Origin of the sequence: Leifsonia sp. 2MCAF36 (assembly GCF_052115525.1) — a bacterium.
Taxonomy (GTDB): domain Bacteria; phylum Actinomycetota; class Actinomycetes; order Actinomycetales; family Microbacteriaceae; genus Leifsonia.
On the sequence record NZ_JBFRGV010000006.1, the window covers coordinates 174,826 to 194,183 of the forward strand.

Consider the following 19,358-nt stretch of genomic DNA (forward strand, 5'->3'; position numbering starts at 1 on the left):
CGTGCTCCTCCTAGTAGACCGTCGCGACGGGGATGGGCTCGCCCGCGTCATCGAGGTGCTTCTCGATCGGCGCCGGGCCTTTCTGGGCGGCGCGCTTGATCAGCTTGAATTCCACCACCGCGAGCGTTCCGTAGATCGCGGTGAAGGCGATCAGCGAGATGAGCACCTCGAGGCCGCTCGTCCCGGGAGAGACGCCGTCGGCCGTCTTCATCAGGCTGAACACGATCCAGGGCTGCCGCCCCATCTCGGTGAACACCCAGCCGACGATCATCGCAAGGAGCGACAGCGGCATCGCCCAGACGGCCACCCTCCACACCCACGGCCGGGCGGGCATCCGCCCCTTCCGCGTCAGCCACAGGCCCACGACGGCGATCAGGATGTGCAGCGAGCCGAGCCCGATCATCCAGCGGAAGGCCCAGTAGGTGATCCAGATGATCGGCGTGTAGTCGCCAGGGCCGTACAGGTGCGTGTACTGCGCCTGCAGGTCGTTGATGCCCTCAACGGTGCCGGTGAGCGTGTGCGTCGAGAGGAACGAGAGCAGGTACGGGATGCGGATGCTGAAGAGCTCGTGCACGCCGTCAGGGGTTCCGAGGGTGAAGATCGAGAACGAGGCATCCGCCCCCGTCGACGTCTTGTACAGCGCCTCGGCCGCGGCCATCTTCATCGGCTGCGTCTCGACCATCGCCAGGCCTAGCTGGTCGCCCGAGAGCACCGTGCCGATTCCGGCGCCGATCATGAGCCACAGGCCGAACCGCAGTGCGGGACGCATCGTGTCGAGGTGACGGTTGCGTGACAGGTGCCACGCGGCGACGGCGATGATCACGCCGGCCGAGACCATGAAGCAGCCGAAGATCGTGTGCGGGAAGGCCGCAAGCGCCACCTTGTTCGTGAGCACCGCCCACAGGTCGGTGAGCTCCGCGCGGCCCTTGACCGGGTTGAGGTGGTAGCCGACCGGGTTCTGCATGAAGGCGTTGGCGGCGAGGATGAAATATGCCGAGAGGACGCTGCCGACCGAGACGACCCAGATCGTAGCGAGGTGGATGCCTTTCGGCAGGCGATCCCAGCCGAAGATCCAGAGCCCGATGAAGGTCGCCTCCAGGAAGAAGGCGAGCAGACCCTCCAGGGCCAGGGGTGCGCCGAAGATGTCGCCGACGAAGCGCGAATAGTTGGACCAGTTCATGCCGAACTGGAACTCCTGGACGATGCCGGTTACCACGCCCATCGCGAAGTTGATGAGGAAGATCTTGCCGAAGAAGTGGGTCAGCTGCAGGTAGTGCGCCTTGGCCGTCCGGTACCAGGCGGTCTGGAAGATCGCCGTGCAGGTGACCAGGCCGATGGTGAGCGGGACGAACAGGAAGTGGTAGACCGTGGTCAGCCCGAACTGCCAGCGCGACAGCAGGAGCGGGTCCAGCAGTTCGTTCACGTGCGATCCTCCGATGAAGTTCTACGCTTCGTAGAAGCAACTTCTACAGAGTGTAGAACATTCCCAGCCGGTTCGCGCTACCCTGGATTCGTGGCGAATCTCGGAGAACTGGAGCGGGCGGTCATGGACGCCCTGTGGGACGGCGACGCCCCCATCACGGCGGGCGAGCTGCGCGACAAGCTGACGGCCTCCCGCGAGAGCGCGAAGGCGCCGGCGCTGACCACGATCCTCACCGTGCTCTCCCGGCTGGAGTCCAAAGGCTTCGTCGCTCGCGACCGCGACGCGCGTCCCCACCTCTACTACGCCGCCCTCACCCGGGCGGGCCACGTCGCCGACCTCATGCGCGAGGTGCTGGAGTCGTCCTCCGACCGCACCGAGGCGCTGGCCTACTTCGTCGGCTCGGTCGACGAATCCGAGGCCGAGGTGCTGCGCCGGCTGCTCGACGCGCGCAGCGTGTGAGCACCGACCCCGTCGCACCGCTCGCCGGGGCGATCTTCCTCGGCGCGCTCGCGATCGCGCTGGCCTGGCCGGTACCCCTGCTGCTGGCACGAGCGAAGTGGCCGTCTGCAGCGCCCGTTCTCGCGGTCGCCCTCTGGCAGTCCATCGCGCTCGCCGGTGGCATCTCCATGATCGGCTCTCTGCTGCTGGCCGGGCTCATCCCGTTCGGAGACGACCTGTGGACGCGCATCCAGGGCGCCGCGGCGTCGCTGTTCCACGGGCCGCTGCCGCCGGCCGCCAGCCTCCTGAACGCGTTCCTGCTGAGCGCGGCCGTCCTGCTCACGGCGCACCTCGTCCTGAACCTCGCCCTCACCTCCGTCCGCAGCCGCAACCAGCGGCACCGGCACATGGAGCTGCTGCGGCTGCTGTCCTCGCCCCTGCCGGACACCCCGAGCACGCGCGTCATCGACCACCCGGCGCCCGCGGCGTACTGCCTGCCCGGCGCGCGAAGCGTCACCGTGCTGTCGGAGGGCATGATCGGGCTGCTCTCCACCGATCAGCTCGATGCCGTTGTCGCCCACGAACGTGCCCACCTGCGTCAGAAGCATCACCTGCTCCTGGACGCGTTCCGCTCCTGGAAGCGCTCGCTGCCCTGGTTCCCGATCGCCACCCGGGCGCAGGATGCCGTCGCGATGCTGCTGGAGATGCTCGCGGACGACACCGCTCGCCGGACCTCCGGGGATGCGGTGCTGGCCGACGCCATCCGCCTGGTGGATGAGACCGGGCCGGCCGGAGCAGCCCTCGGTGCCCCGAAGGATCGACGGACGCCCGAGCAGCGGCGGGCCGCCCTGCTCGCTCGCGAGGAGCGGCTCACGCCCGGCGGGCGGACCGTCGGCCCGGTGCTGCGCGCGAGTGTGGTGACCGTGACCGTGCTGCTGGTGGTCGTACCGCCCCTCGTCGTTCTGTTGAGCTGAGGGCCGGAACGCCAAGCGGCGGCCCGGAGATCCGGGCCGCCGCTGGGTACCGCGGTGTCGAGTAGTGGCGAGCCGCCTACTTCTTGATCGGGTGATCCTGAAGCCACTTCTTGGCGACCGCGTCCGGCTGCGTCTTGCTGGCGCCCTGGTTGTCACCGTTCATGACGATGAGGTCATCGGTGGTGAGCTCCTTGGAGACCTTGTTCAGCACATCCTTGACCGTGCTCGACGCCTTCGAGGTGTTGATCAGCGGCACGATGTTCTGCGCCGCGATCAGGCTCTTCGGGTCTTTCAGGGACACGAAGCCGTTGTCCTTGATCGCCGGAGTGGTCGTGTAGATGTCGGCCAGCTGCACATCGCCGTTCTTCAGCGCGGCGACGGTCAGCGGGCCGCCGGAGTCGCTGATCGGCTTGAGCGTGGCGGTGACGCCGTACGCCGACTTCAGGCCCGGAATGCCGTAAGGCCGGGTACCGAACTCGGGATTGCCACCAACGGTCAGCGGGTCGGTGACCTTCTTGAGGTCGTCCAGGCTCTTGACGCCCCACTTCTCCGAGAACTCCTTGGTGACGTTGTAGGAGTCGGCGTCCTGCGCCTCCGACTGGTCGAGCACCTCGTAGCCCTTGGGCAGCGCCTTGCTGAGGCCCGAGTACACGTCACTGCTGGAGGTGGCGGTGCTGTTCTTGTCGTAGAACTGGAGCAGGTTACCGCTGTACTCGGGGATCAGGTCGATCGAGCCGTCCTGGAGCGCTTTCAGGTAGACGTCGCGCTGCCCGATGCTGGGCTTGTACGACACCTCGACGCCGTTGGCCGCGAGGGCCTGGCCGTAGATCTGCATGAGGATCTCGGACTCGCCGAACGCCGCCGAGCCGACCGTGATGGTGTCGGAGGACGAGGAGGCCTTGTCGCTGCTGAACGCGCCGCCACCGGACGAGCAGGCGCTGAGGGCGACGAGCGCCCCAGCGGCGAGCACGCCGGCCGCGATGCGACTCTTCTTGGATGCGAGCATGATTTTCTCTTCTCTTGGTTTTTCCCGCGGTGACGGGCTCTTCGGTGTGCGTGGAAGGTGAAAGCAGTCAGGTGGTCGGCGCGCTCTCGGTCGCGACGGTCGGCCGCTCCGATCGGTGGTTGTCGCCGTCCGTGGTGTCGCGGACGCGTCCGGCGATCACGCCGCGCGGGACGACGAGTCTCTGCACGATCGCGAAGACCGCGTCCGCGACGAGTGCGAGCACGACGACGAGGATGGAACCGCCGAGCATCTCCGGGTAGTTCTGCACGGCCAGCCCGTCGAACAGGAAACGGCCGAGCCCTCCGACGGGCAGGATCGCCGCGACGGTCCAGGTGGCGATCACCTGCAGGCCGCCGGAGCGGATTCCGCCGATCACCAGGGGCAGTGCCAGAGGAAGCTCGACCTTGGTGAACACCTGCCACCCCGTCATGCCGATGGAGCGCGCGGCATCGATGGTGTTCCGGTCGACCGACTCCAGCCCCGAGTAGGCGCCCGCGAGCACCGGAGGGATCGCGAGGATCGTCAGCGCGATGAGGGGCGGCACGATGGTGAGGTTCGTGGTGATCAGGGCCAGATACACCACGAGACCCAGCGTCGGAAGCGCACGCAGGGCGCCGGAGACGCCGACCGACAGGCCCCGGAAGCGTCCGGTGTGGCCGACGGCGAACCCGATGGGAAGCGCGATGATCGCTGCCAGCAGCAGGGTGAGCAGGGAGTACAGGATGTGCTCACCCAGACGCGTCGGGATGCCGCTGGGGCCGGCCCAGTTCGCCGGGTCCGCGAGCCAGCCGAAGGCGGCGACGAAATCGGTCATGCGCCCCTCACCGCCTTCATCGCCGCGCTCCGGCTGAGACGTCGCGTGCTGCTATCGAGCCGAGTCCACGGGAGCAGGAGTCGCCCCAGCAGCACCAGCACCAGGTCGAAGACCAGCGCCACGATCATGATCGCGACGATGCCGACCACGACCTCCTCCGTGTACGACCGGTTCAGGCCGTCCGTGAACAGGTAGCCGAGATTGGGGACACCGATCAGCGCCGCGACACTCACCAGGCTGACGGTGCTCACCGAGACCACACGCAGTCCCGCCAGCAGGACGGGACCGCCGAGCGGAAGCTCGACCGACCAGAATCGACGCCAGGCCGAGAATCCGATCGCGGTCGCCGACTGGAGGACGTCGCCCTGGACCGACGCCAGAGCGTCCGCCACTGTGCGGACCATGAGCGCGACCGCGTAGATGCTCAACGCGAGGACGACGTTCACCGGTGCCAGGATCTGCGTCCCGATCAGGGCGGGCATCGCGAAGAACAGCGGCAACGACGGGATCGTGTACAGGATGCCGCCGATCGTGAGCAGTACGCCGCGGCTCAGCCGGTAGCGGTTCGCCAGCCAACCGATCGGAAGCGAGACGATGAAGCCGATGACGATCGGAAGCGCCGCCAGCCACACGTGCGAGACCGTGAGATTCCAGACCTGGTCGAAGTTCGACCACAGAAAACTCACGACGCGTCCTCACCCTGCGCCGGAGCACCCGCGACCGAAACGGTCGCGGCCTTTGCTTCGGAGGGGCCGGCGTCGCCGAGCGGCGAGCCGGTGAGGACGCCCGCAGCGCGGCCGTCGCTGTCGACGAGCACCGAACCGGTGGCGGTCTCCTCGATGTGCAGGGCGCGGCGGCCCCGGTCGGCGCCGATGAAGGACGCGACGAAGTCGTCGGCGGGGTCGGCGAGGATCTCGGCCGGCGTGCCCTTCTGCGCGACGACGCCTCCCTTGCGGAAGATGACGACCTGGTCGCCCAGCTTGAACGCCTCGTCGATGTCGTGCGTGACGAAGACCACCGTCTTGTCGAGGTCGCGCTGCAGGTGCAGCAGCTCGTTCTGCAGGTCGTCCCGGACGATCGGGTCGACGGCGCCGAACGGCTCGTCCATGAGCAGGATGTTCGGGTCGACCGCGAGCCCGCGTGCGACACCGACGCGCTGCTGCTGCCCGCCGGACAGCTGACTCGGATAGCGATCGGCGAGCGAGCGCTCGAGGCCGACGGTATCCATCAGCTCCAGAGCCCGCTCGCGCGCGGACTTCTTGGCGGTGCCCTTCAGCAGCGGCACTGTGGCGATGTTGTCCACCACTTTGCGGTGCGGCAGCAGGCCGGAGTTCTGCATCACATAACCGATCGAGCGGCGCAGGGCGACAGGCTTGAGGCCCAGCACATCCTCGCCGTCGATCTCGATGTGGCCAGAGGTCGGGTCGACCATCCGGTTGATCATCCGCAGGATGGTCGTCTTGCCGCTGCCCGACGAACCGACCAGCACGGTGATCTTCCGCGAAGGGACGACCAGCGAGAAGTCGTCGACGGCCAGCGTCCCGTCGGGGAAGCGCTTGGTGACATCACGGAACTCGATCACGACAGCGCCCTCGTGAACCGGGTCGCTGCGCTCAGGGCGTCGCGCGAAAGAGCGGGGACTGTGTCAGCCATCGCCTTCAGCCAAACAGCCGCGGGCTGATTTGGCAACGAAATGCGTCGAATCGTGACGTACAGGGTCGGTCGCATGCCGGCCCCCCTTCATTCGATGTCGTGGCCGTTCGGCGGCGTTCGCACTCTGTTCGGAGCACTCGGACCTGTGGATGGCAACTTGCCACCGACCACCGACATTCCCGGATCCGGGTCAGTCTTTCGTGTCGAATCGCCGTTCGAGGTACTCGCGCGCAACGGTGCGGGCTTCGGAGATGTACCGCTCGTCACCGTTCGGATCCTCGACGAAGGCGCGGTTGATCAGGGAATCCATGATCTCGACGACGACCTCGAGCCGGAAGGCGAGGTCCGCGCCGCCCGGCAGCCCGTACTCGTCGGAGAGGATCTGTGCGAACTGCTGCGCGAAACCGATGGCGCGGACCACCTCGTCCTCGGGCACGCCCCCGCGCTCGGCGTCCGCGAAGCGGATGATGCGGAAACCGCGCTCGGTGCGGAACATGTCGACGAAGGCGTCGATGGCGGCCTCGACGGCGTTCCACCAGTGCTCCGGCGCCTGCGCGTCGATCGCGGCGACCACCGAGTGGCGGTAGCGCAGCAGCGCCCGGTCGCGCAGCGCCTGCAGCAGCACGATGCGGTCGGGGAAGTAGCGATAGACGGTGCCGATGGATGCTCCGGCGCGCTCCGCGACCATGGCGGTGGTGAGCCGGTCGAAGCCGATCTCGTCCACCACTTCGGCGGCCGCGTCGAGCAGAGCGTCGATGCGCGCTGCACTGCGCTCCTGGATCGGCTCCGTACGGACGAGCGGCGCTCCGACGGGGCTCTGTCCAGCGACCAGATCATTGATGGGCACGAGGGCGACTCCTTCTCTCAGTCGATTAAGGCGGTGGTGCGGGTCCCCAGCCCGGCACCGCGTGAGCGGTGCACTGAAAGGATCATAATCGTGGAAACCTCACTTCTGCTGGGCATTACCCCCCGACACACCGTATTAATGTCCCCCAAATCTGGGGGATGCGTTCGAATGACCTTCCCTCCATGAGAAAATGGACCAGATGCTCTCCCCCGAATCGCGCCCAGTGAAGGCGTCCCGCGACCCCGCCGGGCGACGCGGCGCATCGGTCGAGCCGATCATGCACCGTGCCGCTCGCATCGAGGACGCTGTGCACGAGTTCCGCGCTCGGCGCGCCCGCAGGCGTGGATTTCTGGCAACCGTCGTGCCCTACACCGGCTACGGCTCCCCCAGCTGGGTGCGCATCCTGGGCCGCGTCGTGCTCGCGAAAGACCCGCGGCCGGGGAGCCGGGCCGAGCGACTGCACCGAAAGCGCGAAGAATCGGTCCGCGGCTGGCGGTCGTTCGTCAGCGTCCCGCTGGCCGGCACGACGGTCACCGTCGAGATCGAGGGCGACCGGCACGAGGTGAAGACCGACCGCGGTGGCGTCATCGACACGGTCATCCCGGTGCAGCTCACGCCGGGGCGGCACACCGTGCGGCTCTTCACTGCCGAATCGACGCGGGTCTTCGAAGCGCCGATCTACATCGTCGACCCCGCGGCGACCTTCGGCATCATCTCCGACGTCGACGACACCGTGATGGTCACCGCGCTCCCGCGGCCCTTCCTCGCCGCCTGGAACACGTTCGTCCTCGACGAGCACGCCCGCGTTCCCACCCCCGGCATGTCCGTCCTTCTCGAGCGACTGTCGGCCGCGCATCCGGGCTCACCCGTCGTGTATCTCTCGACCGGAGCCTGGAACGTCGCGCCGACACTGACCCGTTTCCTGTCGCGCAACCTGTTCCCTGCCGGTCCGCTGCTGCTCACCGACTGGGGGCCGACGCACGACCGCCTGTTCCGCAGCGGGCGGGAGCACAAGCGCACCAGCCTGCTTCGGCTCTCCGAGGAGTTCCCCGGGGTGAAGTGGCTGCTGATCGGCGACGACGGCCAGCACGACGAAGACCTGTACGGCGAGTTCACGGTCGCGCACCCGGAGAAGGTGTCAGCTGTGGCCATCCGTCAGTTGTCGAGCGGCGAAGCGGTCCTCGCGGGCGGCCGCTCGAAGGCGGAGAAGCACAGCGAACTGTCGGGGACGCCGTGGGTGTACGCGCCCGACGGTGCGGGACTCAGCGAGCAGCTGACAGACCTGGGGCTGGTCTAGCCGACCGGAGCGCACCCACAGGGCCGGAGTGCGCCATGTCGGCGGTCCCTGCCAGGCTGGACCCATGCCCGCCAGCCGCACCGCCCGCACCAGCCGCGTGAGCCGCGGCGACCTCCTCCGTCTGCGTCGGCTGGCCCAGGCGATCGACGGCCCCCGCGAGCCCGACCCGGCAGCGGCCGCGCGCCGCCTGCTCGCTCTCCAGGGGCAGGACTTCGCGGCGGGATGCTGGGCGCTCGCCCTCCGCACCACCGGTTCGACGCTGAACGACGTGCTGGCCGACCTCGATGCCGGCCGCATCATCCGCTCCTGGCCGATGCGCGGCACCCTCCATTTCGTGGCGCCCGACGACCTGCGATGGATGCTGTCGGTCACGATGGATCGAATGGTCGCCAGTCTGGGCCGGCGTCAGGAGCAGCTGGGCCTGGCGCGCGCCGACTTCGAACGGGCGGCAGAGGTGGTCAGCGCGGCCCTCACCGGCGGTGGCAGCATCAGCCGGGCCGATGTCATGGAGTTGTGGGAGTCTGCGGGCATCGCGACCACCGGCCAACGCGGCTACCACCTGATCTACTTCCTCGCGCAGACCGGACTGCTGTGCTGGGGTCCGGTCGTGCGCTCGGGAAACGGCAATCCCACGCAGGCTCTCGTCCTGCTCGACGAATGGGCGCCGCCTCCCCCGGCTCTGGAGCCGGACGAGGCACTGGCCCGGTTCCTGCTCCGCTACCTGAGCGGCCACGGACCGGCGACAGTGCGCGACTTCGTCTGGTGGACCAAGGGCACCGTGGCCGGCGCGAAGACGGCGCTGGGCGTTCTCGGCGATTCCGTCACCACGCTCGACGTCGACGGCGTCGAGTACCTCGTCACGACCGAACTCGTGGACGGGGCGGCGGGCGCTCCGGCCACCCGCGCCGAGAAGGAGGCGGTGCACCTGCTGCCCGCCTTCGACGAATATCTGCTGGGTTATCAGGACCGCGCACCCATCCTCGACGACGAGCACGCGGAACTCATCGTGCCCGGGAACAACGGTGTCTTCCAGGCGATCATCGTCGCGGGCGGCCGGATCGTCGGCACCTGGCGCCGGGACGGCCGAACCGTCGTCCCGTTGCCCTTCGCACCGCTGACACCGGCCCGGCAGGGCCGACTGGAACGCGCGGCGACGGCGTACTCCCGCTTCGCCGGGTAGCGTGGAGGGGTGGCACGCATAAGCTCGACCCGACGCCGACTCCCGGCCGGGATCGCGCTCCCCGCCACCATCCGCACCAGTACGAGGGCGCCGTTCCTCCAGGTGGTGAAGACCGCGGTGGCGATGATCGTCGCGTGGGCGGTGGCCAGCGTCTTCGTCCACGGCGAGCTACCGATCTTCGCGACGATCGCGGCACTCCTGGTGGTGCAGCCGAGCGTGAATCAGTCGGTGGGGCGCGCCATCGAGCGTTCCCTGGGGGTCATCGGCGGCGTGCTCGTCGCCTACCTGATCGGGTTGGCCTTCGGGACGAACAGCTGGATCGTGCTGCTGGCGGTCGTCGTCTCCGTGCTCCTCGCCTGGGCGCTCAAGCTGACGCCGGGGACGGCGAATCAGGTGCCGATCACGGCGATGCTCGTGCTCGCCATCGGCGCGTCCGACCCGCAGTACGCGCTCGCCCGCATCGTCGAGACGGTCCTCGGGGCGGCCGTGGGCGTCGTCGTGAACGTGGCGATCGTCCCGCCGGTGCTGACCGGTCCGGCACGGCAGTCGGTGCTGGCGCTGGGCACGGAGATCGCGGCCACCCTCGAACGGCTGGCGGACGCCCTCAAGGCGACGCACAGCCGGGCGGAGTTGGACGCGCTGCTGATCGAGGCGCGGCTGCTGCGGCCGATGGAGACCAAGGCTCAGTCCGCGCTGACGGCCGCGGACGACAGCCTCTCGCTGAACCCGCGGCAGCGGAAGCATCGGGTCTACCTGACCCACGACCAGCAGCTCTTCGACAGCCTGCGACCGTTGATCAACCGCACGCTCGGCATGACCCGGGCGTACCACGACCACTACGACGACAGCCTCGCCGCCGAGCCGACCATCCATGCGATCGCCGACGAACTGCACCGCGCGGCGCACGACCTGCGGCTGCTCGCTCGCGACCCCGAGGAGCCGATCGTGGAACCGGGCACGGAGACGGCCGGCGTTCCCGTGCTCACCGCGCCGCTGACCGTCGCGACGCCCGACCCGCGCCACTGGGTGCTCATCGGGTCGCTGGTGGAGGACTTGCGGCGCATCCACGTCGAGATCGCCGGCGACGACGCGTCGACGGCCTGACCTCGCCTACGCCGTCAGCTCGGCGACCGCCTCCGTGACGGGAAGGGTGCGCCGGTCACCGGTTCGCCGGTTCCACAGCTCGACCTCGCCCTCCGCAGCGCCGCGACCCACCACGAGAACGCGCGGAACGCCGATCAGCTCGGCGTCGCCGAACTTGACGCCGGGCGAAACCTTCGGGCGGTCGTCGTAGAGCACGTCGAGGCGGGCGTCCTCGAACTGTGCCACGATCTCCTCCGCCAGCTCGTAGGCGGCTGCGTCACGGCCCGCTGCGACCACATGCACGTCGAAGGGCGCGACTGACTCCGGCCAGACGAGACCGCGGTCATCGTTGTTCTCCTCGGCGATGATCGCGAGGATGCGTGTCACGCCGATGCCGTAGGAGCCCATGGTGACGGTCACCAGCTTGCCGTTCTCGTCGAGCACCTTGAGACCGAGCGCCTCTGCGTACTTGCGGCCGAGCTGGAAGACGTGGCCGATCTCCATGCCACGGGCGAGCTCGACGGGTCCCGAGCCGTCGGGCGCGGGATCGCCCGGCTTGACTTCGGCTGTCTCGACAACGCCATCCCAGCCGAAGTCACGGCCGGCGACCAGGCCGAAGACATGCTTGCCGTCGATGTTCGCGCCGGTGATCCATCCCGAGCCGTCGACCACGCGCGGGTCGACGACGTAGTGGATGCCGGTCGCCGACTTCTCGCCCAGCACAGCGCCCTCGGGCGACCACGGTCCGATGTAGCCCTTCACCAGGCCGGGATGCTTGGCGAAGTCGTCGCCGTTCGCCGCGTCCACCTGGGCGGGTGCGAAGGCGACCTCGGCACGCTTCATGTCGACCTCGCGGTCGCCGGGCAGACCGACGACGACGAGTTCGCGGGTTCCGTCGAGCTGCGTGAGCGCGAGCACGACGTTCTTCAGGGTGTCGGCGGCGCTCCAGGACCGGCCGTCCGGGCGGGGGTGCTTCTCGTTCGCGAGGTCGACCAGCGACTGGATCGTCGGAGTGCCCGGGGTGTCGAGCACCTCCTGCGGAGTCAGCTTCTCGTACGAGCGCGCGGGCGGCGGCGTGGTGGTGAACGCCTCGACGTTGGCAGCGTAGCCGCCGGCCGAGCGGACGAAGGTGTCTTCGCCGACGGGCGTCGGGTGCAGGAACTCCTCCGACCGGGAACCGCCCATGGCGCCGGCGTCGGCCTGAACGATGACGTAGGAGAGGCCGAGACGGGTGAAGATGCGCTCATACGCGTCGCGCTGCGCGAGGTAGCTCGCATCGAGTCCGTCGTCGGTGTAGTCGAACGAGTACGCGTCCTTCATCGTGAACTCACGGCCGCGCAGGAGGCCGGCGCGAGGGCGTGCCTCGTCGCGGTACTTGTCCTGGATCTGGAAGATCGTCAGCGGCAGGTCTTTGTAGGACGAATAGAGGTCTTTGACGAGCAGGGTGAAGACCTCCTCGTGCGTCGGCGCCAGCAGGTAGTCGGCGCCCTTGCGGTCCTGCAACCGGAAGAGACCCTCGCCGTATTCCTCCCAGCGGCCCGTCACCTCGTAGGGCTCGCGCGGCAGCAGCGCCGGGAAGTGCACCTCGTGCGCACCGGCCGCGGACATCTCCTCGCGGATGATTCGCTCGATCTTCTCCTTGACCCGCAGGCCCAGCGGGAGCCACGCGAAGATCCCCGGTGCCTGGCGGCGGATGTAGCCGGCGCGGACCAGCAACCGATGGCTGGTGACCTCGGCGTCCGACGGGTCTTCACGGAGGGTGCGGAGGAAGTAGTTGCTCAAGCGAGTAGGCACCGTTCCATATTAAGGGGCCGGGGATAGGGTGGTCGGCATGCCCGACCGCCGGACCCGCGTCGCCCACTCCCCCGCCGCTGCTCCGCTGGCCGCCTCGCTGGCGGCCCTGCGGCGGGAGCTGAAGGTGCCCGACGGCTTCCCTGCCGTCGTGGAGGCGGAGGCGGCCGGCGTGGCCGCGCGGCATCCCCTACCCGAGGCCGACCTCACCGAGCTGCCGTTCCTCACCATCGACCCCGCAGGCTCCACCGATCTCGACCAGGCGATGCATCTGTCGCGCAGCGCGAACGGTTTCCGGGTCCGCTACGCGATCGCCGACGTACCCACGCTCGTGGCTCCGGGAGGCGAGGTGGATGCGGAGGCTCGGCGTCGCGGCCAGACCATCTACGCGCCCGACGGCCGCGTCCCGCTGCACCCCGCCGCCATCGGCGAGAACGCCGGTTCGCTGCTGCCCGACGTCGTCCGCGGAGCCTTCGTCTGGGACATCGCGCTCGACGCCGACGGCCACGAGACCTCCGCCCACGTGTCGCGGGCACGCATCCGTTCGCGACGCCAGTGGAGCTACGAGGAGGCGCAGGCCGCAGTCGACGACGGCAGCGCTCCGCCGGAGCTGGCGGTGCTCCGGGAGATCGGCGCCGCGCGGATCGCCTGCGAACGGGAACGCGGCGGCGCGAGTCTCAACACCCCCGACGAGGAGGTCGTCGCCCGGGATGGCACTTACACGCTCCAGCGGCGGGCGACGCTCCCCGTCGAGGAGTGGAATGCGCAGCTCTCCCTCCTGACCGGGATGGCGGCCGCCGGGCTGATGCTCGAGGCCCGGGTCGGCATCCTGCGCACGATGCCCGCTCCGAGCGAGGAAGCGTTCACGGCCTTCCGCACGCAGACGATCGCCCTTGGGCTGCCGTGGGGCGAGGGGATGCCGTACGGCGAGTACCTCCGGATGCTCGACCCCGCGCATCCCCGCGCCGCCGCGGTGCTGCAGGCGGCGACGGCGCTGTTCCGCGGAGCCGGCTACGTCGTCATGGACGGCGAGGTCCCGGCCGATCCGCAGCAGGCGGCGATCGCCGCTCCGTACGCGCACGTCACCGCGCCGCTGCGCCGTCTCGCCGACCGCTGGGCACTGGTGATCTGCGAGGCGGTCTGCGCCGGACTGCCCGTGCCCGCATGGGCGCGCGACTCGCTGGGCGAGCTGCCCTCGATCATGGGTACGTCGTCCCGGTTGGCCGCACAGGTGGAGGCCGGGGCGGTGGATCGCGTGGAGGCTGCCCTGCTCAGCTCCCGGATCGGAACCGAACTGGATGCCACAGTGCTCGCCGTCCGCAACGGCACGGTCCTGGTGCAACTCGACGACCCACCGGTCAGCGCCTCAGCACCCCGTGCGGACGGCGTCGCGCCGGGCGACCGGGTGCGGCTCCGGGTGCAGGCCGCCGACATCACGACTGGCCGGGTCGTGTTCGAGCCCGTCACCGGGTGAGCGCGGCCCCCGGGACGGGAATCAGTGGGCTCCGACGGTGACTGACGGCTCACCGGACGGACGGTCGTCCATCTCGTCGGCCAGGCGGTTCGCCTCGGCGATCAGGGTCGCGACGATCTCCGACTCGGGGACCGTCTTGATGACCTCGCCCTTGACGAAGATCTGACCCTTGCCGTTGCCGCTCGCCACACCGAGGTCGGCCTCGCGGGCCTCCCCGGGGCCGTTGACGACGCAGCCCATGACGGCGACGCGGAGCGGCACGCTCATGCCCTGCAAGCCCTCTGTGACGCTGTCGGCGAGCGAGTAGACGTCGACCTGAGCCCGGCCGCAGCTCGGGCAGGAGACGATCTCCAGCTTGCGCTCCCGCAGGTTCAGCGACTGCAGGATCTGCAAGCCCACCTTGACCTCCTCCGCCGGAGGCGCCGACAGCGAGACGCGGATGGTGTCGCCGATGCCCTCGCCGAGCAGGATGCCGAAAGCGGTCGCCGACTTGATCGTGCCCTGGAAGGCCGGGCCGGCCTCGGTGACGCCCAGGTGGAGCGGCCAGTCGCCGCGCTCGGCGAGCATCCGGTAGGCCTTGACCATGACGATCGGGTCGTTGTGCTTGACCGAGATCTTGAAGTCGTGGAAGTCGTGCTCCTCGAACAGGCTCGCCTCCCAGACGGCCGACTCGACGAGCGCCTCCGGGGTCGCCTTGCCGTACTTCTCGAGCAGGCGGCGGTCGAGCGATCCCGCGTTCACGCCGATACGGAGCGACACGTCGGCCGCTTTCGCGCGCCGGGCGATCTCGGCGACCTGGTCGTCGAACTTGCGGATGTTGCCGGGGTTCACCCGCACGGCCGCGCATCCGGCGTCGATGGCCGCGTACACGTAGTTCGGCTGGAAGTGGATGTCGGCGATCACCGGGATCTGGCTCTTCTTCGCGATGATCGGCAACGCCTCGGCGTCGTCGCGGCTCGGGACGGCGACGCGGACGATGTCGCAGCCGGAGGCGGTCAGCTCGGCGATCTGCTGCAGCGTGGCGTTGATGTTGGTGGTCGGCGTCGTGGTCATCGACTGGACGCTGACGGGTGCGTCCCCACCGACCAGCACTTTGCCCACGCGGATCTGGCGGGACGTGCGACGGGGGGCGAGGGTTTCGGGGACCTTGGGCATCCCCAGATTGATTGCTGCCACGGTCTCAATCCTACGCGGCTGCGTGGGAGGCGGCTGGGTACCGGCCGAGGGCCGGCCATACGTGCACTAGCCGAACAGGTTGACCGGTTTGACGATGTCGGCGTACATCAGCAGGACGCTCATCCCGCCGAGCACGACGACGACCGCGAAGGTGAGCGGCATGAGCTTGGCCATGTCCACCGGCCCCGGATCGCGGCGGCGGAAGAGCTTCGCGACCGTGCGCCGCAGCCCCTCCCACAGCGCTCCGGCGATGTGGCCGCCGTCGAGGGGCAGCAGCGGGACCAGGTTGAAGACGAACAGCGCGATGTTGAGGGAGGCGAGCATCCCGATCATCGTGTACACCTTGTCGACCGCCGGGACGCCGTCCAGTGCCGTCAGCTCACCGGCGGCGCGGCCGATACCGACCACGCTGATCGGGCCGTTGGGGTCGCGCGGTGCTGACCCGAAGGCGGCGTTCCAGACGTCGACCATGCGCTGCGGGAGGTGGACGAAGACGTTGGCGACGGCACCGGTCTGGGCGCCGACCGCCGGAAGCACGGCCGTGGGCGGCTGCGGCACCAGCTTCGTCAGTGGGCCGATGCCGACGAAGCCGACCGTCAGCGTCTCGATGCCGCCGGCGGCGTTCTTGACGACTGCCCCGTTCGCGTCGGTCTTCGCGACCTTGTTGATCACAGGGGTCAGTTGCACCGTCCGCTGGACGCCGTCCCTGCTGAGCACCACGCTCAGGGTCTGGCCGGCCGACTTCCGGATGATCGCGGTGGACTGGGCCCAGCTGGCGATCTTCGTGCCGTCGATGCTGACGATCGTGTCGCCGGGGCGGAGGCCGGCGGCCGCGGCGGGGCCCTGTGTCGCATCCGCCGGGCAGGCGTCACCTGTCTGGCTCGTCTGGCTCGTGCTCCCTGGCGGCAGCACGCACGGGCTCACCGTGGCAACCGTCGTCGAACTCTGCGGCGCGCCGAAGCCCATCAGCAGCACACCGAACAGGAGCACACCGATGAGCAGGTTCATGAACGGTCCGCCGAACATGATGATGATCCGCTTCCAGACCGGCAGCCGATAGAAGGTCCGCTCCTCCTCGCCGACCGCGACGGTCTCCGCGCTCGCGGTCCGCGCATCCTGAGCCAGCTGCTGCATGAAACCGGTGGTCGCGTTGCGGCCGCGGCCGCCGTCCTTGCCGGGCGGGAACATCCCGATCATCGAGATGTAGCCGCCGAGCGGGATGGCCTTCACCCCGTACTCGGTCTCGCCCCGCCTGAAGGAGAACAGTGTCTTGCCGAAGCCGATCATGTACTGCGTCACCTTGACGCCGAACAGCTTGGCCGGGACGAGGTGCCCGATTTCGTGCAGCGCGATCGACAGAGCGACGCCGATCAGGATGATGACGACGCCGAGGACGAACAGGAGCACGGATTCCACGGCTTCAGGCTAGCGGTGGCCGCCTTGGAGGAGGCCGCGAAGCGGATGGGTGACCGCTATGCGCCTGCTGTCAACGTGCGGCGATCAGCGCGTCGGCCTTGGACCGCGCCCAGCGCTCCGCCTCAGCGAGAGAATCCCTGGTCAGCTCCCCCGACGGCACGTGCGCGTCGACCACGCGCTCCACCGTCCCGAGGATGTCGAGATAGCCGATCGCGCCCGCGTGGAATGCGGCCACCGCCTGCTCGTTCGCAGCGTTGAAGACGGCCGGGTACGTGCCGGCGGCCATGCCGACCCGCTTCGCGAGTGCGACCGCGGGGAACGCCTCGCCGTCGAGCGGCTCGAACGTCCAGGTGTGCGCCGTCGCCCAGTCCAGAGGCGTGCCGACGTCGGGCACGCGGTCCGGCCAGCCGAGGCCGAGCGAGATCGGCAGACGCATGTCCGGCGGTGATGCCTGAGCGATGGTGGAGCCGTCGACGAACTCGACCATCGAGTGGATGACGGACTGTGGGTGCACGGTGACATCGATCCGGTCGTACGGCACGTCGAAGAGCAGGTGGGCCTCGATGACCTCCAGGCCCTTGTTCACGAGAGTCGACGAGTTGGTGGTGACCACCAGGCCCATGTCCCAGGTGGGATGCGCGAGCGCCTGCCGCGGTGTCACGTCACGCAGCGAGTCACGCGACCGGCCACGGAACGGGCCGCCCGATGCGGTGAGGACGAGGCGACGCACCTCCGAGGGCGTGCCCGAACGGAGGGCCTGAGCGATGGCCGAATGCTCGGAGTCGACCGGGACGATCTGCCCAGGAGCCGCGGCGCGCTTGACGAGCGAGCCGCCCACGATCAGGGACTCCTTGTTGGCCAGCGCGAGCATCGCACCCACCTCCAACGCCGCCAGGGTCGGGCCGAGGCCGACCGAGCCGGTGATGCCGTTGAGCACCACATCCGCCTCGACCGAACGCACCAGCAGCTCGGAGTCGTCGGCACCGAGAGCAGTGTCGACCACGCCGAAGCGCTCCGCCTGCGCGGCGAGCTCGTCGGCGTTCCGACCGGCGCTCAGGCCGACGACGCGGAACCGGTCAGGGTTCGCCGCGACGACGTCGAGCGCCTGCGTGCCGATGGAACCGGTGGACCCGAGGATGATGACTCTGCGCACGACGCCATCGTACGCACGGTGCCCACCTGCGGGGCCTCGTCGGAAACGGAGGAGCTTCGTGCCGATGTCGGCCGCAACTCCTCCGTTTCCAGCGGGTGAGCGGCGCGCCGCGGGCAACCTCCTCCTTTTCCAATCGCTCTGAACGAGACGGGAAAGGGAGGAGTTCGCAGTCGACACGCCGAGTGGGGTCGGGAACGGAGGAGCCGTGGGGCCGCCCCGGCTCAGATCCCTTGATCATCGCGAGATCGACGTCACCGTCTGCAAAGCATTGGGGAACGTGATCATCTGCGTCGCTTGGATGATGTAGGTGGTGCCGCTGGCGAGCTTCACGGTCGTCGTACGATTCCCGGCCGCGACCGATCGAATGCTGCCCTGACTGATGGCGATGGACCCCGTACCGTCGTATCCGACCGGAGTGCCATCTCCCCGTTTCATGCACACACCGGTCGTCGTGCAACCAGGCGCTGTCCACGTGATCGCAGCGTTTGCGCTCAGCGGGGTTGCGAACGCAAGCGTTACTGCGAGAACCGCTGTTCCTCCGTACCTGGCGCCGGTTGGCGCGCGTAGGAACCTATGAATCAGAAATACAAGTAGTCCAGAGGCGATATGCCCGGTCGGCTAGCTCGTCGCCTTGAGGATGTCCAGAACGAAGACCATGGTGTCGGTGCCCTTGATCTCACCGTTACCGGCGCTGCCGTAGCCGTCTGCCGGCGGGATGACGACGATGACCTGCGAGCCGACCTTCTGGCCGACGAGAGCCTTCGTGAACCCGGGGACGAACCCCGAGGCCGTGTTCGTGTACGGCGCACCACGGCTCCACGTGGCGTCGAACGTCCCGCCGGTCCGCCACAGCACCCCCTTGTACTGGATTGTCACCGTATCCGTTGCCTGCACTGTGGCGCCGTCGCCCTGCTTGAGCACGGCGATCTTGGTCTCGGTCGGCGGGTCGGCCTTGGGGATGGTGATGCTCGGCTCGCCGGTCTTGGCGTTCAGCTTCACGGTCGGGAAGCCCTCGGTGGGGGCGACCGACTTGCCGTTGGCACGGGTCGGCGGCATGTCGACCACATCCGCCACGAACACGACGCTGTCCTTGTCGGTGAGGCTCAGCTTCGAGAGGTCCTGGTTGCCGAAGGCAGCCTTCGCCGGCGCCGTCAGCACGACGCGCGAGCCGACCGGAAGGCACTCGACAGCCCGGACCAGGCCCGGTACGTACGCCTTGTCGTCGACCTGGACGGTGGCTGCAGCCGAGCCGTCGAAGCCCTGGGCCGCCGTCAGCTCCTTGCCGGTGGTCCCGTTGTAGGCGGCCAACGCGATGTCGACGCTGGAGCCGCCGACCGCCTTGGCGCCGTGGCCCGTGATGACGACCGTGCGCTCCACATCCGTCGCCTTCAGCGGGGCCTTGAACGAGACCTTCGGGCTCGACCGGTATGCGCCGGTCACGCTGACCGCCTTCGAGGTCGCGCCCGACTTCACGTTCTGGCAGGCGTTCGCGGCGGGGGTCGCGGTCGTCGACGGTTCGGCGGAGCTGCACGCCGCCAGCCCGGCGACGAGGAGGGCCGCGGTCGCGGAGGCGGTCAGGGCCTTGAGAGAGGTACGCACGGTCGTCCATCCTGCCCTATCCGCCTCCGTCGAA

At 68.9% G+C, this 19,358-nt stretch carries 18 protein-coding genes; 6 read left to right on the forward strand and 12 right to left on the reverse strand.

The genetic code is table 11. The features are described 5' to 3' along the window. Positions 1 to 10 precede the first annotated feature (10 nt). Positions 11 to 1,423, reverse strand: a complete 1,413-nt coding sequence (locus AB4079_RS10910) for a cytochrome ubiquinol oxidase subunit I (RefSeq protein WP_441787314.1) — start codon at positions 1,421 to 1,423, stop codon at positions 11 to 13. Between the two features lie 90 nt (positions 1,424 to 1,513). Here AB4079_RS10910 and AB4079_RS10915 point away from each other — a divergent pair, with 90 nt between their 5' ends. Next, positions 1,514 to 1,882 (forward strand): BlaI/MecI/CopY family transcriptional regulator, encoded by a 369-nt coding sequence (locus tag AB4079_RS10915; RefSeq protein ID WP_441787315.1) that lies wholly within the window; start codon positions 1,514 to 1,516, stop codon positions 1,880 to 1,882. Further along, positions 1,879 to 2,835, forward strand: a complete 957-nt coding sequence (locus AB4079_RS10920; RefSeq protein ID WP_441787316.1) for a M56 family metallopeptidase — start codon at positions 1,879 to 1,881, stop codon at positions 2,833 to 2,835. Before AB4079_RS10915 ends, AB4079_RS10920 begins: the two co-directional genes overlap by 4 nt. 76 nt (positions 2,836 to 2,911) lie before the next feature. Here the strand turns inward: AB4079_RS10920 and AB4079_RS10925 are convergent, their stop codons facing one another. The 5 genes from AB4079_RS10925 to AB4079_RS10945 form a co-directional block, all read right to left on the reverse strand. Continuing rightward, entirely contained in the window at positions 2,912 to 3,841 is a 930-nt protein-coding gene (locus tag AB4079_RS10925) for an ABC transporter substrate-binding protein (protein ID WP_441787317.1), read from the reverse strand. 67 nt (positions 3,842 to 3,908) lie between these two features. After that, positions 3,909 to 4,655, reverse strand: coding sequence for an ABC transporter permease (locus tag AB4079_RS10930; RefSeq protein WP_441787318.1), 747 nt, complete (start codon positions 4,653 to 4,655; stop codon positions 3,909 to 3,911). After that, entirely contained in the window at positions 4,652 to 5,341 is a 690-nt protein-coding gene (locus AB4079_RS10935) for an ABC transporter permease (RefSeq protein WP_441787319.1), read from the reverse strand. Before AB4079_RS10935 ends, AB4079_RS10930 begins: the two co-directional genes overlap by 4 nt. Continuing rightward, positions 5,338 to 6,237, reverse strand: coding sequence for an ABC transporter ATP-binding protein (locus tag AB4079_RS10940; RefSeq protein WP_441787320.1), 900 nt, complete (start codon positions 6,235 to 6,237; stop codon positions 5,338 to 5,340). The genes AB4079_RS10935 and AB4079_RS10940 overlap by 4 nt, the downstream gene beginning before the upstream one ends. A 261-nt stretch (positions 6,238 to 6,498) precedes the next feature. After that, on the reverse strand, positions 6,499 to 7,155 hold the full coding sequence (locus AB4079_RS10945) for a TetR/AcrR family transcriptional regulator (protein WP_441787321.1): 657 nt from the start codon (positions 7,153 to 7,155) through the stop codon (positions 6,499 to 6,501). Between the two features lie 199 nt (positions 7,156 to 7,354). Here AB4079_RS10945 and AB4079_RS10950 point away from each other — a divergent pair, with 199 nt between their 5' ends. From AB4079_RS10950 to AB4079_RS10960, 3 genes are all read left to right on the forward strand, one after another. Beyond that, positions 7,355 to 8,452, forward strand: a complete 1,098-nt coding sequence (locus tag AB4079_RS10950; protein ID WP_441787322.1) for an App1 family protein — start codon at positions 7,355 to 7,357, stop codon at positions 8,450 to 8,452. 64 nt (positions 8,453 to 8,516) lie between these two features. Beyond that, positions 8,517 to 9,632, forward strand: a complete 1,116-nt coding sequence (locus AB4079_RS10955; RefSeq protein WP_441787323.1) for a winged helix DNA-binding domain-containing protein — start codon at positions 8,517 to 8,519, stop codon at positions 9,630 to 9,632. 9 nt (positions 9,633 to 9,641) lie between these two features. After that, entirely contained in the window at positions 9,642 to 10,736 is a 1,095-nt protein-coding gene (locus AB4079_RS10960; RefSeq protein WP_441787324.1) for an FUSC family protein, read from the forward strand. Between the two features lie 6 nt (positions 10,737 to 10,742). Here the strand turns inward: AB4079_RS10960 and AB4079_RS10965 are convergent, their stop codons facing one another. Next, on the reverse strand, positions 10,743 to 12,509 hold the full coding sequence (locus AB4079_RS10965; RefSeq protein WP_441787325.1) for a proline--tRNA ligase: 1,767 nt from the start codon (positions 12,507 to 12,509) through the stop codon (positions 10,743 to 10,745). Between the two features lie 37 nt (positions 12,510 to 12,546). Here AB4079_RS10965 and AB4079_RS10970 point away from each other — a divergent pair, with 37 nt between their 5' ends. Further along, complete coding sequence (locus AB4079_RS10970) at positions 12,547 to 13,980, forward strand: RNB domain-containing ribonuclease (protein WP_441787326.1); 1,434 nt, start codon at positions 12,547 to 12,549, stop codon at positions 13,978 to 13,980. A gap of 21 nt (positions 13,981 to 14,001) precedes the next feature. On the opposite strand, the gene ispG is transcribed toward AB4079_RS10970, so the two are convergent. The 5 genes from ispG to AB4079_RS10995 form a co-directional block, all read right to left on the reverse strand. Next, the gene (ispG, locus tag AB4079_RS10975; RefSeq protein ID WP_441787553.1) at positions 14,002 to 15,135 is read right to left on the reverse strand and encodes a flavodoxin-dependent (E)-4-hydroxy-3-methylbut-2-enyl-diphosphate synthase; all 1,134 of its coding nucleotides are present in this window, start codon (positions 15,133 to 15,135) and stop codon (positions 14,002 to 14,004) included. A gap of 87 nt (positions 15,136 to 15,222) precedes the next feature. Beyond that, the gene (locus tag AB4079_RS10980; RefSeq protein ID WP_441787327.1) at positions 15,223 to 16,572 is read right to left on the reverse strand and encodes a M50 family metallopeptidase; all 1,350 of its coding nucleotides are present in this window, start codon (positions 16,570 to 16,572) and stop codon (positions 15,223 to 15,225) included. Between the two features lie 70 nt (positions 16,573 to 16,642). Beyond that, positions 16,643 to 17,725, reverse strand: a complete 1,083-nt coding sequence (locus AB4079_RS10985; protein ID WP_441787328.1) for a 1-deoxy-D-xylulose-5-phosphate reductoisomerase — start codon at positions 17,723 to 17,725, stop codon at positions 16,643 to 16,645. A gap of 234 nt (positions 17,726 to 17,959) precedes the next feature. Continuing rightward, complete coding sequence (locus AB4079_RS10990) at positions 17,960 to 18,160, reverse strand: hypothetical protein (RefSeq protein ID WP_441787329.1); 201 nt, start codon at positions 18,158 to 18,160, stop codon at positions 17,960 to 17,962. 183 nt (positions 18,161 to 18,343) lie between these two features. Further along, the gene (locus AB4079_RS10995; RefSeq protein ID WP_441787330.1) at positions 18,344 to 19,324 is read right to left on the reverse strand and encodes an FKBP-type peptidyl-prolyl cis-trans isomerase; all 981 of its coding nucleotides are present in this window, start codon (positions 19,322 to 19,324) and stop codon (positions 18,344 to 18,346) included. Positions 19,325 to 19,358 lie beyond the last annotated feature (34 nt).

What these genes read in the sequence shown, in the direction of transcription:
- AB4079_RS10930 (WP_441787318.1), bottom strand. Translation starts at nt 4,655, where the DNA reads ATGACCGATTTCGTCGCCGCCTTCGGCTGGCTCGCGGACCCGGCGAAC.
- AB4079_RS10955 (WP_441787323.1), top strand. Translation starts at nt 8,517, where the DNA reads ATGCCCGCCAGCCGCACCGCCCGCACCAGCCGCGTGAGCCGCGGCGAC.
- AB4079_RS10925 (WP_441787317.1), bottom strand. Translation starts at nt 3,841, where the DNA reads ATGCTCGCATCCAAGAAGAGTCGCATCGCGGCCGGCGTGCTCGCCGCT.
- AB4079_RS10970 (WP_441787326.1), top strand. Translation starts at nt 12,547, where the DNA reads ATGCCCGACCGCCGGACCCGCGTCGCCCACTCCCCCGCCGCTGCTCCG.
- AB4079_RS10950 (WP_441787322.1), top strand. Translation starts at nt 7,355, where the DNA reads ATGCTCTCCCCCGAATCGCGCCCAGTGAAGGCGTCCCGCGACCCCGCC.
- AB4079_RS10990 (WP_441787329.1), bottom strand. Translation starts at nt 18,160, where the DNA reads ATGAAACGGGGAGATGGCACTCCGGTCGGATACGACGGTACGGGGTCC.
- ispG (WP_441787553.1), bottom strand. Translation starts at nt 15,135, where the DNA reads ATGCCCAAGGTCCCCGAAACCCTCGCCCCCCGTCGCACGTCCCGCCAG.